Source organism: Amycolatopsis sp. NPDC089917 (assembly GCF_040684635.1).
In the GTDB taxonomy this organism is placed as follows: Bacteria; Actinomycetota; Actinomycetes; order Mycobacteriales; family Pseudonocardiaceae; genus Amycolatopsis.
This window is the reverse complement of the sequence record NZ_JBFBGL010000065.1, coordinates 1-15,858: the sequence shown is the minus strand read 5'-3', so window position 1 is coordinate 15,858 and position 15,858 is coordinate 1. Positions and strand designations below refer to the sequence as shown.

The 15,858-nt window shown below is 72.4% G+C and carries 9 protein-coding genes; 7 read left to right on the top strand and 2 right to left on the bottom strand.

Features of this window, described 5'->3' with window-relative positions; genetic code table 11:
• The first annotated feature begins 12 nt into the window (after nucleotides 1–12).
• On the top strand, nucleotides 13–768 hold the full coding sequence (locus tag AB0N89_RS33510; RefSeq protein WP_364213137.1) for an SDR family oxidoreductase: 756 nt from the start codon (nucleotides 13–15) through the stop codon (nucleotides 766–768).
• On the top strand, nucleotides 765–1,550 hold the full coding sequence (locus AB0N89_RS33505; protein WP_364213134.1) for an SDR family oxidoreductase: 786 nt from the start codon (nucleotides 765–767) through the stop codon (nucleotides 1,548–1,550). The genes AB0N89_RS33510 and AB0N89_RS33505 overlap by 4 nt, the downstream gene beginning before the upstream one ends.
• Here AB0N89_RS33505 and AB0N89_RS33500 read toward each other — a convergent pair.
• The gene (locus AB0N89_RS33500; RefSeq protein ID WP_364213131.1) at nucleotides 1,537–2,031 is read right to left on the bottom strand and encodes a carbonic anhydrase; all 495 of its coding nucleotides are present in this window, start codon (nucleotides 2,029–2,031) and stop codon (nucleotides 1,537–1,539) included. The genes AB0N89_RS33505 and AB0N89_RS33500 overlap by 14 nt on opposite strands.
• Nucleotides 2,032–2,388: 357 nt before the next feature.
• Between AB0N89_RS33500 and AB0N89_RS33495 the strand changes: the two genes are divergently transcribed.
• From AB0N89_RS33495 to AB0N89_RS33475, 5 genes are all read left to right on the top strand, one after another.
• Complete coding sequence (locus tag AB0N89_RS33495) at nucleotides 2,389–2,724, top strand: hypothetical protein (RefSeq protein ID WP_364213129.1); 336 nt, start codon at nucleotides 2,389–2,391, stop codon at nucleotides 2,722–2,724.
• Between the two features lie 520 nt (nucleotides 2,725–3,244).
• Entirely contained in the window at nucleotides 3,245–3,904 is a 660-nt protein-coding gene (locus tag AB0N89_RS33490; protein ID WP_364213126.1) for a LuxR C-terminal-related transcriptional regulator, read from the top strand.
• A gap of 483 nt (nucleotides 3,905–4,387) precedes the next feature.
• Nucleotides 4,388–7,108 carry an AAA family ATPase gene (locus tag AB0N89_RS33485; RefSeq protein ID WP_364213123.1) on the top strand — a complete coding sequence of 907 codons (2,721 nt, stop codon included), beginning with the start codon at nucleotides 4,388–4,390 and terminating at the stop codon, nucleotides 7,106–7,108.
• A complete protein-coding gene (locus tag AB0N89_RS33480; RefSeq protein WP_364213120.1) occupies nucleotides 7,105–9,852 on the top strand; it encodes an AAA family ATPase in 2,748 nt (915 codons plus the stop codon). Before AB0N89_RS33485 ends, AB0N89_RS33480 begins: the two co-directional genes overlap by 4 nt.
• A gap of 9 nt (nucleotides 9,853–9,861) precedes the next feature.
• Nucleotides 9,862–12,585 (top strand): AAA family ATPase, encoded by a 2,724-nt coding sequence (locus AB0N89_RS33475; protein WP_364213205.1) that lies wholly within the window; start codon nucleotides 9,862–9,864, stop codon nucleotides 12,583–12,585.
• A 138-nt stretch (nucleotides 12,586–12,723) separates the two neighbouring features.
• On the opposite strand, the gene AB0N89_RS33470 is transcribed toward AB0N89_RS33475, so the two are convergent.
• Nucleotides 12,724–15,498, bottom strand: a complete 2,775-nt coding sequence (locus AB0N89_RS33470) for an AAA family ATPase (RefSeq protein WP_364213117.1) — start codon at nucleotides 15,496–15,498, stop codon at nucleotides 12,724–12,726.
• Nucleotides 15,499–15,858: the final 360 nt, after the last annotated feature.

Below are 15,858 nucleotides of genomic sequence, written 5' to 3'. Positions count from 1 at the left end.
GAGATCGACAGAGTGAACCACTCGTTCAAGGATCGCGTCGCGATCGTCACCGGCGCCAGCCGGGGTATCGGCCTCGGGATCGCCAAGGACCTGGTCGAGCGCGGCGCGAAGGTGTGCATCACCGCGCGCAAGCCGGAGCCGCTGGCCGAGGCGGTGGCCGAGCTGGGCGGCGAGGCGGTCGCGATCGCCGTCCCCGGCAAGGCCGACGACGCCGAGCACCAGGACGAGGCCGTCGCCAAGACGATCGAGACCTTCGGGCGGCTCGACATGCTGGTCAACAACACCGGCATCAACCCGGTGTTCGGGCCGACCCTGGACATCGACCCCGGTGCCGCCGCGAAGATCTTCGCCGTCAACGTGCTCGCGCCGCTCTCGTGGACCCGCCGCGCGCGGGACGCGTGGATGGGGGAGCACGGCGGCGCGGTGGTGAACGTCGCGTCCATCGCCGGGCTCGGCGCGTCGCCCGGGATCGGCATGTACGGCGTCAGCAAGGCCGCGCTGATCCGGCTCACCAAGGAACTCGGCTTCGAGCTCGGCCCGAAGATCCGGGTGAACGCCGTCGCGCCCGCGGTGGTCAAGACCAAGTTCGCGACCGCGCTGTACGAAGGCCGCGAAGAAGAGGTCTCGGAGTCATACCCGATGAAGCGACTCGGCGTGCCGGCGGACATCGCGGGCGCGGTGTCGTTCCTGCTTTCGGAGGAGTCGGGCTGGATCACCGGGCAGACGGTCGTCCTCGACGGCGGCGTGACGCTGGCGGGTGGCCTGTGACCGCGTCGTTCGCCGGATCCGGTGTCGTCGTCACCGGCGGCGGGGGCGGCATCGGCGCCGTCCTCGCCCGCCGGTTCGCCGCCGAGGGCGCCCGGGTCGTCGTCGGCGACCTGAACGGGGACGCCGCGGCCGAAGTCGCGAAGGAGATCGGCGGGACCGCCGTCGCCGGTGACGCCGCGAGCGAAGCGGGTGTCGCGTCGCTGATCGCGGCCGCTCGCGAAACCCTCGGCGAGATCGACGTCTTCTGCGCGAACGCCGGGATCGCGCCGATGGGTGGCGTGGACGCGCCCGAGGAGGACTGGGCGCGGATCTGGGACGTCAACGTGATGGCGCACGTGCGGGCGTCGCGGCTGTTGCTGCCGTCGTGGCTCGAACGCGGCCGGGGGCATTTCATCTCGACGGTGTCGGCCGCGGGCTTGCTGACCAGCCTCGGTTCGGCGTCGTACTCGGTGACCAAACACGGCGCGCTCGCCTTCGCCGAATGGCTGTCGGCGACCTACCGGCATCGCGGCATCACCGTGCAGGCGATCTGCCCGCAGGGCGTGCGGACGGCGATGCTGGAGAACACCGGTCCCGCGGGCGAACTGCTGATGGGCGCGTCGGCGATCCAGCCGGAGCAGGTCGCCGACGCGTTGTTCGAGGCCATCGCCGCCGAACGCTTCCTGGTGCTGCCGCATCCCGAGGTCGCGGACTACTACGCCGCGCGGGCCACGCAGACCGACCGCTGGCTCGGCGGGATGAACAAACTGCAGCGCAAGGTGGAGCAGGTCATCGGCGAGTGACCTCGGTCAGTTTCCCGGTGGCCACGTCGAAGACGAAACCGCGGACGGAATCCTTCTCGGGGATGAACGGGCTGTTCTTGATGCGTTCGATCGACTGACGGACGTCCTCGTCGAGATCGCTGAACGCTTCGGCGGCCCAGGGCGGCTTGACGCCGACGTCCTGCCGGATGGATTCCTTGAAGCCGTCGTCGGTGAAGGTCAGCATTCCGCAGTCGGTGTGGTGGATGAGGATGATTTCGCGCGTGCCGAGCAGTCGCTGGCTGATCGCGAGGGAACGGATCTCGTCCTCGGTGACGACGCCGCCCGCGTTGCGGATGACGTGCGCTTCGCCTTCTTGGAGGCCGAGAACGCCGTAGACGTTGATTCGGGCGTCCATACAGGCGAGCACGGCGACGTGTTTGGCGGGCGGCAAGGGAAGTGGTCCGGAAAAGCGCGCGGCGTAATCGGCGTTGTTGGCCAGGAGCTCGTCGGTGACCGACATGGTCTTCCTTCCGGTTGGCGTAGCGACGAGTGGACCGTTGGGATGCACGCATGCGCAACCGTGCCCATGAGCTGGGACCGGTGGCCCGGATCGGGTGGATTGTCAGGCACCTGCTGGCTCCGGTCGCGATCGGTCGCGGGTCTGGTCCGTGAAGGCCTCCTTAAGGGACTCTGGGTCCCTCAAGGAGGCCTTCACGGACTCGACGCTCGGCCCAGGCACCCGGGGCGAGGGGAGAGAGGGCACAAGTCTGGTGACGCACGCAGCTCCCCGCTGACGGGCCGCCGACGAGCAGGTTGATCTTCATCGGCAAGTCGGCCAGAGTGGTCGTGGGGTCTTGCTCGCGGTGAGGAAAAGTCAATGGACAAGCGCTTCGTGCTCCGTGGTGCCGTTCTCGCGGCGACTCTGGCGGGGTCCGTGCTCACCGCCGGTTCGGCGATGGCGAGCACCGCGGAATCGTGCGCGGCCGGCGCGCCGGGTGACGTCGCGGCGGCTTCCTGCACGCCGTATCGCAAGGTGAGTGAAGGCTGGAGCAGCAAAACCTCCTGCAACCGCGCCGGCAACGAGGGCGCGCAGGCGGGCCGGTGGACCGGCTGGAACTGCAACCAGGCGCTGGCGGGCTGGGAGCTGTGGGTGCGCACCTGCACCGCACTGGCCGCGGACGAAGACGCGGTGACCACGCGCGAAATCGTCTGATTCCGGGCGGGGCCGTCTCGGGTGTGGAACACCCCAGGCGGCCCTGTCACTTTCCGGCGTCTACAGTGGACGGTACGATTCCGGTCAAGCGATCGCTATGACCGCCGCTCGCGATTCGATCGATCGACAGGTCGAGGCGGGTGTGTACCGATGACCGGTCACACGCTTCACGCCGCGCTCGGAGATCTACCTTAAATCAATGTTAAGCATCGGCGGATTCGGTGCTATCTTGACTGAGCGAAAACGCGAGAAGTTCTTCACGCGGAATTCGCCTTTCGGTCCTCGTGGTGTGGGCCCGCGGTGGGGGTTCGGTCACCGAATCCGCCGCTGAGCTGAGGATTCTCCGGCCTGGAGCCCGATACCGAACCTTCGGTACGGCCCGTCCGCACGGTGGGTTCGGTGGCCACGAACTGCTCCGGAATTCGTTGACCCCGTCGTCAGCCGGTTCGTAGTGTTTGCCGAGTCTTGGGCAGGGACGGCTTTGGTGGACACATTTGGCTCAGGCAGAAGGGGGCTTTCCATGGCCGGCATCCGAACGATTTCCCCGATCGGCAAGCGGGCTTTCGACGCGGGTCGTGCCGCACGACCGGGAATCATCAGTGAATTCGTGGAAGTCGCCGACATGCCGCTGGCGGCGCTCAGTGCCGGATTGCGGCTCGGTGGTGGCAACGCCGCCTTCTACCGTCTTCTGGGTCGCCGTCCCGCCGACGTGCTCGGCGAATCGTTCCCCGAACTCGTCACCACCGGTCCCGACCACCTGCGCGACCGGCTGAACCGGGTCGCCGAGGGCTGGGAGCAGCGGTTCCGCGGCAGCGTCACCGGGCTCGGTTCCGGCGGCGCCGACCGGCTGACCATCGTGGCGGGCCGGATGCGGGCGCCGGGGACGGCGATCCTGCTGACCGTGCTCCCCGAGACGGGGCCCGCCCGCGCCGAGCAGCTGAGCTCGGTCAACGACATCGAGGCGAAGATCCTCCAGGGGATCGCCAGCGGCCTGTCCAGCCTGGAGATGGCCGACAAGTTCTACCTCAGCCGCCAGGGCATCGACTACCACGTCGCCCGGCTCCAGCGGAAGTTCAAGGCGCGCAACCGCGTCGAGCTGGTTTCGCGGGCCTTCGCGACGGGCCTGCTGGACTCGACGGCCTGGCCGCCGCGGGTGCCGGAGTCCCGGCGCGCGAGCTGATCGGCCGCGACCTGACAGGCGGGTGACCGCAGCGTGACGTGCTCGTGCGGTTACGGTGCGGTCCCAGTGAACGGCCACCTCGGTTGCACGTATTTCGGCAGAATTCGTAATGTCCTGCGACGCTGTTTCGCTCGTTTGAGCGGCCATCGCAGGCGCTGGCGAACCCAGGCGGTCATCGGGGAGCAAGCTCGCGGATTTCTTCGATTCACGCCCTGTTTCCTTCTGTGGCGACTTCTGTCATCCTTCGACCCACCAGGGTCCGCGCGCGGTGCCGTGCTGATCCGCATCGCTCCATGCTCGAAAACCCTCGTCGACGAGCGTCACGCTCATCTGAGCGCCTGGTGTCCCTGTAGTGAGGGATAACCCTTATCGAGGTTGCACGCTCTATTCGGTAAGACGATCACACGATGAGATGGAAGCACGTAAGCGATTGTTCGCTCTGTGTGACGGCAGCGACTCCGATGGGACGACAGGGAGGCGGAGATGGTGGACGCCAACAGACCCGGACGCGCGCTCGCCGGACGTGACGACGAGCTCCGCCGGCTCGCCGCTCGGTTGAGCCCTGGCGCGTCCGGTGAAGGCTCCGTCATCGAAGGCTCGGTCATCGTCGTGCGCGGGCAGGCGGGCATCGGCAAGTCCAGCCTGCTGGACGCCGCGCTGGCCACGCTCACGGACACCGTCGTCTGCCGGGGCGCCGGAGCGCCCGGCGAAGGGGCCTCGGCCTCCCGGGAACTGCTCGCGGATCTGCGCCGGGCGGGCGCCCGGGTCCCGGATCCGGGGGACTTCGCCGCCTGGTACGAGGATTTCGCGGACTGGGCGGGAAAACAGCCCGCGATCGTGTTCGCCGTCGACGACGTGCAGTGGTGTGACGAACCGACGGTGCGCTGGCTGAGCCTGCTCGCCCGGCATTCGACCAGGCTGCCGGTGCGGATGATCCTGGTCCGGTCGGCGGCCGAAGGCCCGGACGGCGCCGCGGAACGCTTGGCGGACCTCGAATCCTGGTACGGCACCGAGGTGCTCGATCTCGGCCCGCTGCCCGCGGAGGCCGTCGCCTCGCTCGCGCGCGAGGCTGTCGGCTCGGAGCCGGGGGAGGCCTTCGTCCGGCACTGCGTCGAGCAGTCCGGCGGGAATCCGTTGCTGCTGCGGGAGATGCTCGACGAACTGGGCAAGGTCGCCTCCGGGATCGCCCCGGTGGCCGGATCCGCGGCGGGAGCGGCGCTGATCCACTCCCTCTTCGCCGGTGTCCCGGATTACGCCAGGACGGTCGCCACCGCCATCGCGGTCCTCGGCGGGCAGGACCTGTCCCTGGTCGCCCGGCTGGCCAAGGTCCCGGCTCGCACCGCGGGTACCGCCGTCGAACTGCTGCGCAGCCAGCACATCCTCGCCGCGGAAGGCTTTTCGTTCCGGCACGACCCGGTCCGGGACGGCCTGCTCGACGCTCTCGAACCCGCCGAACTGGGCCGGTGGCGGCGGACCGCCGCGATCCTGCTGAGCGACGCGGCCGGGTCGCCGGAGGAGGTGGCGGAGCATCTGCTCGAACTCGCCGAGCTGGACTCGTGGATGGTCGACCTGCTGCGGGACGCCGCGAGCGGCGCGTGCGACCGGGGCGCGCCCTGGGACGCGCTGCGCTACCTCCGTCCCGCCGCCGCGGCCAGGCCATCCGACGCGGGCCTGGCGGTCCAGCTCGCCGAGACGGTCGCGCTGCTGGAACCGGACAGCGGATTCGACCTCCTGCGCCGCGCGCTCGAACTCCAGCAGGATCCCGTCGACCGGGCCAGGGCCGCGGTGAAGCTGGGCCGCGCGGCACTCGTCGCCCGCCGCTGCGGGACCGCGGTCACCGTGCTGGACAGGGTCCTCACCGTGCTCGGCGGCGAGATGGACCAGCAGCTCCGGGGCCAGCTCGAAGGGCTGCTGTGCCTGGTGGGCATCGAAGACCGCGACAGTCTGGCGAAGCTCGACACCCGGATCCAGCCCCGGAACTCCGGCGGCGCGGACGCCGTCGTGGACGCCCGGCATCTGGCCGTCTGCGCCGTGGTCGCCGCGCTCGACGGGACCCGGCCGCGCGAAGCCGCCGAATGGGCGATGCGCGCGATCCGCGGGTACACGCCGACCACCGACGATTCGGCCGTCAGCTCCGCCGTGCTCGCGCTGCTGCTGACCGACGAGGTCGACGTCGCCAGGGACGAACTGACCAGGGCCATCGAGCTCGTCCCGGCGCAGCGCAGCGAGTACCTCGCCTTCCGCGGTCTGCTCGGGCATTGGTGCGGCGACCTCGCCACCGCGGCCGCCGACGCCGGGCAGGCGTACGCGCTCAGCCGCCGTGCGGAGGGACGCACCGGCGGTGTCGTGCCGCGTATCGCGCTCGCGACCGTCGCGGCCCAGCAGGGTGACACCTCGAAGGCGATGAAGTTGTTGCGGGAGGCGGATTCCCCGCAGTTGTGGGACCACACGGTGATGCGCCCGTGGTTCCAGCTCGTCGACGCCCGGGTGCACTGGGCGGCGGGAGACCGCGAGGCGGCGCAGAAGCTTTTCCACCTCTGCGGGGAAAGTCTCGCCGACGTCGGCATCGCCAACCCGCTGCTGGCGCCGTGGTGGTTCGAAGCCGCCTGTCTGCTGGCGGGCGAAGGGCGTCACGAGGAGGCCGCCGATCTCGCGGCCGAGGGAGCCGCACCGGCCTTGCGCTGGGGCACCCCGCGGGCGATCGGGATGGCCAAGCTCGCGACCGCGGTCGCCACCCGGGGGCCCGAGCGGATCGGGCTCATCGAGGAGGCGGCGGCCGTCCTGGCCGGATCGCCCGCCCGGCTGGAGGAGGCGCTGGCGGAGTTCCATCTCGGCCGCGCGCTCGTCGACACCGGGGACACCGCCGCGGCGCGCACCCGCTTGCGGCGTTGCGTCGAGCTGAGCCTGCGGACGGGAGACCGTTTTCTGCTCCGCCGTGCCCAGCGGACCGCCGCCGAGGCAGGCATCCCGAGCGAGGTGACGCCGCTGGCGTCGCTGAGCCCGGCCGAACGGCACATCGCCCGGCTCGCCGGACGCGGGGTCAGCAACCGCGTCATCGCGGAACGGCTTTTCGTCACCGTCCGGACCATCGAGACGCATCTGACGAGCGTGTACCGGAAGCTGCGGATCTCCGGACGCGCCGAACTGGCGGTGGTGCTGGGCCACACCGATGACCGGCCGGCCGTCCTCGAAGGCGTCCGGTGAGCGCGGTCCGGCGGCTCGAAGCCGAAGGCGCGGACGAACTCGTCGAGCGCGAGACCGAACTGCGCCTGCTCACCCGGCTCATCGGGGATCTCGAACACGGCCACGGGGGCTCCGCGCTCGTGCTCGGCCCTGCGGGCAGCGGCCGCACGGCGCTGCTGGACCAGGTCGCGTCCCTGGCCGCCGAGCGCGGCCTGCAGGTGTTCACCGCGCGGGGTTCGGCCACCGAAGCGGATCTGCCGTACGGGCTCCTTTCCCAGTTGCTGGCCTCGATCCCGGAACTCGTGGACGTCCCGTGGCTGCACGCCGCGCTTGCGGACGGCACGGACGTGCACGTCCTGCACGAACTGCTCTGCCAGCGGCTGCTGGAATCGGCCCGGCGCTGCCCGGTCCTGCTCGTCGTCGACGACCTGATCCTGGCCGACGAGCAGTCGGAGGCCTGGCTGGCCGCGCTCCAGCGGCGCCGGGGCAACGATCCCGTGCTGCTCGTCGCCGCGCATTCCGGTTCGCAGGACACGGACGGCGACGACGCGCCGCTGTACCTCGGCGGGCTTCCGTGGGAGAACCGGCACGTCGTGCGGCTGCGTCCGCTGAGCGAGGCGGCGGTCCGGCAACTGGTGCACGCGGTCCCGGCGCCGCGGCTGCCCGTGGCGGAGGTCTACGCGGCCACGCGGGGGAATCCGGCCCTGCTCGCGGAGGTGCTCGCCCGATCGTCCGCCGGTCCCGGCCCGGAGATCACCGCCATCACCGCGGACGTCCGCCGCGACACCGTGCTCGACCTGCTCGCCCGGCTGCCGTCCGATCTCGCCGCGCTGGTGCGGACGATCGCCGCGATCGGCACCCTCGACGAGGCCTACCTGCGGCCGCTCGCCGCCCCGCTCGGCATGCCGCTGAACCGGGCCTTGCGGGTGCTCGCGGATTCCGGCCTGATCGGGACCGATCCCGCCGAACCGATGAACCCCCAGGTGGCCACGTGGGTACTGGCCGCCACCGGCGCGGACGAGCGGGCGGGAACCCGCCGCCGGGCCGCGGAACTCGGGCATCGCCGGGCCGCGCCGGAGGAGGACGTCGCCGGGCTGTTGCTCGGTTCGCAGCCGGTCGGCGAGCCCTGGGCGCTGGAGACCTTGCACGCGGCCGCGCTGCGCCGTCGCGAGGCCGGGGACCACACCGAGGCCGCCCGGTACTACCGGCGGGCGCTCGCCGAACCGGCTCCTCCCGGGACGTCCGCGCGGCTGCGCCTGGAGCTCGAAACGGTCGAGGCTTCGTCGTGCCCGTTCACCGGCGGCTTGCGCTTGGCCAGGGCCACCAGGATCTCCGGCGACGACACCGTCCGAACGCGACTGTCCGCTGTGGACTTGATGATGCAGCGAGGGGCCCGGGACGACGCGCTGCGCGAACTGGCCGTCCTGAGCGAAGCCGCGGTCGACGACCGGGACCGCGCGGACCTGGTGGCGTTGCACTGGCTGGCCGAAGGGACCGGCGCCGGTGCCGCCCTGCACGGCATCCCCGCCCTGGCGGACCTCGACCCGGCCGCGCTGACCCCCACGCAGGCGGCCGCCGCGTCCTGGCTGGCGACGACGTCCTGCCGCGACGGGCGGGTGGCCCGCCGTCTCGCCAGGCGCGCGGCCGATCCGTCGCACGAACCCATGACCCTGTTCTCGCCGCGGCTGGCGATGGCCATCACCTTCACCCAGACCGACGACGTCCTGGAAGCGCTTTCGGTCTACGAAGAGGTGATCGCGGACGCGAGCGCCGCCGGGGCGGGCGTGCCGGTGGCGCTCGGCCTCACCGGTCAGGCCTGGATCCATCTGCAACGCGGCCGAGTGCAGGCCGCGGAGGACGCGCTCGCCAAGGCCGCCGCCTCCGGTCCGCCGGACGGCTGGCCCGCGACGGTCTCCGCGTCGCTGAGCACGATCGCGATCGCGGCGGCGCTCACCCGCGGCGACCTCGAAGCCGCCCAGCGCGCGGTCGACGCGGCAGGCGACGGCGGGCCGCTGTACTCCGCGCCGTATCTGCTGTTCATGCGCGGATTGCTGGAACTGGACCTGAAACGCCATCGGCGGGCGCTGGGCCTGTTCCAGGAATGCGGCAGGCGGATGAACGCGGCGGGCTGGCTGAATCCGGGTCTGGTGCCGTGGCGTTCGCACGTCGCCATCGCGGCGCAGGCGCTCGGCGACGAACACACCGCCGCCGCGATGATCAGCGAGGAATGGCGGCTGGCGCAGAACTGGGGCACGCGTACCGCGATCGGGCGGACTCATCTGAGCGCGGGTGTCGCGGTGCGGTCCGAGGACGCGGTGTTCCGGCTGACGCAGGCGGTCAACGCGCTCCAGCAGTCGCCCGCCAGGGTGCTCCTCGTCGAGGCGCTCCTGCTGCTGGCGGGCGCGCAGCTCAACCGCGGCCAGACCAGCGGTGTGCCACGTCTGCTGCGCGAAGCCGAACGGCTCGCCACCGCGTACCAGCTCGCCTGGGCGACGTCGCGGATCGCGGACCTCGGGAAACGGCTGTCCGACCGGCCGCGGCGGTCCTTTCGCACGGCTTCCCGGCGATGGCGGGCGCTCTCGCCCGCCGCGACCGACCTTGTCCGCCGCGTGCTCTCGAACGCTTCCAACGCCGAACTGGCGGAGGAACTGGGCGTGAGCAAACGCGCCGTCGAGCTCCGGCTCACCGCGATCTACCGGCAGCTCGAAGTCACCGGGCGGGCCGAATTGCGGGAGCTGTTCGACGCGCTGGACAAGGAGCTCTGAGCCGCCGTGATGATCGAGCGAGCGGATCAGCTGGCCGCGATCGCCGGAGCGGTCGCCGAAGCCCGTGCCGGGGCGGGGGAGTTCGTCGTCGTCCGCGGTGGGCTGGGCGCCGGCCGGTCCGCGCTGCTGCACGCGGCGGGGGAGGAGGCCGCGGCGCGGGGCGTGCGCGTGGTCCGGGCGGCGGCGACGCCGTTGGAGCGAGGCGTCGCCCACGGCGTGGTCTGGCTGCTGCTGGAACCCTTGCTGGAAGCCGGTCGGCGCGGGGAACTGCTCACCGCGGTCCGGGCCGACAGCGAATTCCTCGCCGACCCTCCCGACGCCCGCCGCACTCACCTCGTGTTGCACGAACTGCTGGAACTGTTCACCGAAATGGTGCGTGACACCGGTCCGGTGGCGCTCCTCGTGGACGATCTGCAATGGGCCGACGCGGCTTCGGCGCGCTGGCTCGCGTATCTGGCCAAGCGGATGAGCAGGCTGCGGGTCCTCGTCGTCGCGACCCTGTTGGAGGGCGACGATTCCGCGGACGACATCGTGGTCAAGGACATCGCCCGCACCGCGGCGCGCACCGTGCACGCCACCCCGCTCTCGGCGGCCGGCGTCCGGGCGTATCTGACCGCCCGGTGCGGAGCCGAACCCGCGCCCGAGTTCGCGGACGCCTGCTACGCGCGCACCGGCGGTTCGCCGATGCTGCTGGACGCGCTCGTCAACACGATGCTCGGGCACGGCCTGCGTCCGGTCGCCTCGGCCGCCGCCGAGCTCGCCGCGCTCCGGCCTTCACCCGCCGCGGCCCGGCTGACCCGGTGCCTGCGCGCCCAGCCGGACGACGTCCGCGCGGTGGCCAAGGCGATGGCCGCGCTCGGCGAACCGACCGAGACCGGTGTCCTCGCCGAGCTCGCCGGTCTCGACTCGCCGGACTTCGACGCGGCGCTGCGCGCGCTGCGCAGGCTGGGCGTCGTCGACGCCCCGGCCGACGGGCTGCTGCGGTTCGCCGGGGAGATGGCCGGCGACCTCGTCGCCGATCAGCTGAGCGCGGAGGAACAGGACCGGCTGCATCTGCGCGCCGCGAACGTCCTCTACCGCAACGGAAGGCCGGTCGAGCAGATCGGACGGCAGCTGCTGGCCACGGTCGCCGAACCCGAACCGTGGGCCGCGGACGTGCTGCGGACCGCCGCCAGCGCCGCGCTGGCGAACTCGTCGCCGCAGACGGCCGCCCAGTACCTGCAGCACGCGCTGGCGCATCCGGGCGCCGACCGCGCGGAACTGCTCGTCGACCTCGCCGCCGTCGAACGCGGTTACGACCTGCCCGCCGCGCATCGGCACCTGCACCAGGCGCTGGGCCTGATGCGGGACCCGGTCGACCGAGCCTTCGCGCTCGGCCTGCTCCCGGTGGTGGCCGGGGTCCGCTTCGCCGCGGACGTCCGGCGTCTCCGGCAGGTGCTCGCGGAACTGCGGGACGTCCCGGGGCCGGAGGCGGCCGAAGCGGCCCTGCGCATGGAGGCCCGGCTTCGCTACCACGAGCGAGGCGTGCCCGGTGTCGGGGACGCGGCGGCGGACCGGCTGGCCGAGCTCGGTCCCGCGCCCGCCCAGGAATCTTCGGCGCAGCGGGAGCTGGTCGCCGTCCTGCTGTACCTGATGACCGTCGCGGGCACCGCGCCCCGGGAGTCCATTGTGGACCTCGCCCGGCAGGTGCTGGAACGGGAACCCGGTTCACCGGACCAGATGTACACCACGCTCCCGCTCACGGTGCTGGTGCTGGCCGCCGCGGACTCGCTCGACGGCGTCGACTCCTGGCTCGCCGCGGCGTGCGGTCCCGCCGCCGATCCGGACCTGCCGACGCTGGTCGCCTGGGCGGGTCAGGCGCTGGTGGCCTCCGCCACGGGACTGCTCGGCGTCGCCAGGGACCGGGCGCAGGCGGTGCTGACGTCGGCGGGGCCCAGCCGCGTCGGGATCACCATGACGGCGATGCGCGTACTCGCCGAAATCGCGATGGAGCAACGGGATCCGGCGCTCGCGCGGCTGCTCGTCGACAACCTGGAGGTCGAGCACGACCCCTGGCTGCGGTCGCTGGCCCACGGCACCCTGGCGCTGACCGAGGCCAACCACACCGCGGCCGCCGAGTACTTCCTCGACTGCGTGCACCAGCTGGAGCGGTTCGGGAACCGGGTCCTCCTGCCGTTGCGAGGGCAGATCGCGCTTCTGCTCGCGGCGACGGACGACCCGAAGCGGGCCGAGGCGGTCGCGCAGGGCGAAGTCGACCGGGCGCTGTCGTGGGGCGCGCCATCTTCGGTGGGACGGGCCCTGCGCATCCGCGCGACGCTGCTCGACCGGGACGAGGACGCCGTCCAGGTGTTGCGCGAGGCCGCGGAGATCCTGGCCCGTTCGGGAGATCGGCTCGAACTCGCCCGCACGCTGGTCCTGCTCGGGGAACGCGGTACCGGACCCGACGCCCGCGAGCGGCTGCTGGAGGGACGCAGCCTCGCGGCCGGGTGCGGGGCGAGCTGGCTGACCGGCTCCGCGGAGCCGTCGGACCAGCCGGACGGCGGCCTGCTGACCGCGACCGAGCAGCGGGTGGTGGAGCTGGCCGTGTCCGGCCGCCGCAACCGCGACATCGCGGAACTGCTGGAGGTCACCGTGCGCGCGGTGGAGAAGCACCTCACCAGCTCGTACCGCAAGCTGCGCATCACGGGCCGCGCCCAGCTGGCCGCGGCGATGCGGGGTCATCGGGCGGGGTGACGTACCCGGGAATCGGCGAGGATCGCCCGGCTCGTGCGTGGCATCACCTTCCGCCGGGCGTGGCCCCGGCGGGAGAGCGTCGCGAAAGCCACTTGCGCAACACTCGGTGCAAAGGCGGCCGTGGCGTTCCTGATCCGCTCAGGGCCGCTGACCCACACCGAGGCGGCCTTGCAGCCACGCCGCGGCCAGCTCCACCCGGGAATGGCTGCCGGTGCGCTCGAACAACGACGTCAGCCGGGCTTCGATCCGCTTCTCGCTCACCTGCAGCGCCGCCGCGATCTGCCGGTTCGTGTGACCGTTCGCGATCAGGCCGACGATGTGGCGTTCCAAGGGATCCAGCGTCGCCCGGTCGGTCCTGTCCACGCGGTCCGGCGAGAAGGCGATCCGGTGCTGATCGAGCAGCGCCGCGACCGACGTCAGCGTCGCGACGGCGTCGAGCCGCTGCAACGTCCGGTGCGCTTCGAGCAGCGACGGCCCGGGGACCGGGCTCACCTCGCCGAACGCCGTGCACGCCTCGGCGATCCGGAACGCGTCCCCGGACTGCCGGGCCAGTTTGACCCCGGCTCGCACGGATTCCATGTCCCCGCGCACGAGACCGCCGCAGACCAGCGCCGCCTCCTGGACCGACGCGGTCGGGCTGCGGGCGGCGAGACCCTCCAATTCGGACAGCAGACGAGTGACGTTCTCGGTGTCGCCTTGCCGTCTCGCCCCTTGCAGGAGCCGGGCGAGCAGACGTTCCATCCCCGCCCGCACCCCGCGTTCGCGGCAGTCCGTGTAGTCCTGCCAGCCTCGCGCGATCGCTTCGTCGTGCCGCCCCGCGGACTGATGCAGGCGGCACCGGACCCACGCGACGTAGGCGTCGGCGGAGGTGCGGAAAGGCAAGCGGCGCAACCAATCCGTGGCCCGGTCCGGCTGGTCGCGCTGGGCGCAGATCTCGGCGGCGAACACACTCGCGAACCGGTGACGACGGGGCGGGTCCCACCACAGCCGGTCGCCTTCGAGCCGCCTCGCCAGCGACAGCGCCGCGTCCCACTCGCCCTCGCGGTAGGCCTGCCGGACCGTGTGCCAGTCGACCGAGAAGCCGGTCGCCGGCGGCTGGTAGCGGCCGCGCAGCAGGACGTTCAGCACGCTCACCGTGTCGAGGACCTCGGCGGACTCGGCGACGTCCTCGTGCGGCGGCATCTCCGGCGGTACCAGCCATTCCTCGGCCGGTCTGCCCCCGTCGCCGGGCAACGCGCCCAGCAGGATCCCGGCGCCGAGGGCGAACAGCCGGTCGTCCTCGGCGCCGCAAGCGCGCGCGAGCACCCGCACCGCTTCGGCGGCCACCGGCCGGTCGGACCGGTTGACCGCTTCGAGCAGGCGGCGGCATTCGGGAGCGGTGCCGAGGGCGCGGGCGACTTCGGCGGCCAGCGGTCGCACGACGTCGAGTTCGGCGAGCCGCTGTTCGTGGGCGAGCGCGCCGAGCCAGCACATCAGCACGGTGGCGGACAGCCGGGGATGCGGCCAGGCGCCGGCGAGCCGCGGCGCGACGAGGGTGGCGAGGTCGTCGGCCAGCGTGCTGTAGCCGCCGGCCGCGAGGCTGTCCGCGAGCAGGGCCCGGAGCGCTTCGGGAAACCGGTCGCCGGACGGATCGAGCAGCCGGAGCGCCGCCATCCGATAGCGGTGAGCCGTCGGCAGATCGGTGTTCGCGCCCGCGGCCGCGGTGAGCAGGAGCTCCGCCGTTCCGGGATCCGGCGGCGACGGCGGAAGCTCGGCCAGATGCGGGGCGACTTCGGCGGGGTCGACCGGCCGCCGTCCGAGGAGGGCCCGCGTGATCCTCCGGTGCAGGACGGTGCGCCAGCGCGTGCCGTGTGCCAGCCGGAGCCCGTCGGCCAGCGCGGGGACGGCGAACTCCACCGCGCCGTCGGTCCCGGTGCGAAGGATCCCGGCCCGGACCAGATCGTCGAGGGCCTGGCCCGCGGTGGACGGCGACTGCGCCGCCGCGGACGCCAGCCAGTGCAGCCTTTCGAGGGTGGGGGCGCTGTGTTCGCTCAGCACCGCGATGACGGCGGCCAGCCGCCGGGCGGCCGGGCCGAGCCGTCGCAGCCGGAGCGTCTCGGGGTGTCCGCCGGGCAGCGCGATCGGCGGGCCCGCGCCGATCAGGCAGACGTGCTCGTCGACGACCGACAGCCTGCCGGTGGCGCGCAGACCGGCGATCGTCGCGCCGACGGTGCCGGGATTGCCGAACAGCGGCCCGAGCGCGGTGCGCACCGAGGTGACGAACGCGGGGTCGCTCGCGATCCGCCCGGCGCGGGTCGTCCAGCCGGGCAGCAGCGCCGTCGTCTCGGCGGCGGTCAGCGGGCGGAGGCCGATCGTGCCGTCGGCGATGGCGAGCAGCTTGCCGACCGGGCCGCCCGCCGGATCCCGGCCGGTCACGGTCGCGACGGTGACCGTCCCGGTGGCGCGGGCGCCCTCGGCGACCAGGGTGAGCACGGTGGCGAGCTCCGGCGGCAGCAGGTCGAAGTCGTCGAACTGCAGCACGATCCGGCTGCGCGGGGCGAGGGTGGCGAGGACGGTGATCAGATCGTGGGCCGTCGTCTGCGGTCCGGCGCCGGAGCCCGACTCCAGCCGGGCACGGAGCCACGCGACGGCGCTGAGCATGCTGACCAGCTCGGGCCGGTCGAGCGCGGTGATCAGCTCGACCAGCTGGGTCGTCAGCCGGAGCAGGACGGTCTCGGGTTCGGGGCCGGCGGGCACGGGCAGCACGGCGGCGCCGGAGCGGCGTCCGCGCTGGGTCAGGCCGGAGAGGACGGTGCTGCGGCCGCTGCCCGCGGGTCCGTGCACCACCCAGATCGCGCCGGATCCGGTGAGGACCCGGTCCAGGGCCGCTTGCGCGTCCTCCGGACCGGCACTCGTGACGGCCGTCGCTCCCATTTCCCTCCTCGACCGGCGCGGGACCACGGCGCGGCCGGGCGACGGTCGCTCCGAGCATGGCGCAAGGAGGACCGTTCGGTCGGGAGGTCAGGCGGCCGGGGCACCTTCGGCCAGCATAGTTGCCCCGGCGGACCACGGTCGCGCTTTTGCGGCGCGTTTCGTCCTCCGGATGCGGTTGTCGCGCGTGCGAGCACCGCATCCAGAGGACTAACCGCAGGCAGGAGTGTCCGGGTGTCCTGTCCGGGTGGCAAGTCCGTGAAGGCCTCTTGGGTTCATGGGGTGGTTGCAACGCTTTGAGTGAGTGGGTGTTGCGGGTGCGGGGTGTTGGGGAGTTGCCGCGTGAGGTGAGGGTCCGGTTTT

Coding starts and splice junctions, on each gene's coding strand:
- AB0N89_RS33500 (WP_364213131.1), bottom strand. CDS start 2,031: ATGTCGGTCACCGACGAGCTCCTGGCCAACAACGCCGATTACGCCGCG.
- AB0N89_RS33495 (WP_364213129.1), top strand. CDS start 2,389: ATGGACAAGCGCTTCGTGCTCCGTGGTGCCGTTCTCGCGGCGACTCTG.
- AB0N89_RS33490 (WP_364213126.1), top strand. CDS start 3,245: ATGGCCGGCATCCGAACGATTTCCCCGATCGGCAAGCGGGCTTTCGAC.
- AB0N89_RS33485 (WP_364213123.1), top strand. CDS start 4,388: ATGGTGGACGCCAACAGACCCGGACGCGCGCTCGCCGGACGTGACGAC.
- AB0N89_RS33475 (WP_364213205.1), top strand. CDS start 9,862: ATGATCGAGCGAGCGGATCAGCTGGCCGCGATCGCCGGAGCGGTCGCC.
- AB0N89_RS33470 (WP_364213117.1), bottom strand. CDS start 15,498: ATGGGAGCGACGGCCGTCACGAGTGCCGGTCCGGAGGACGCGCAAGCG.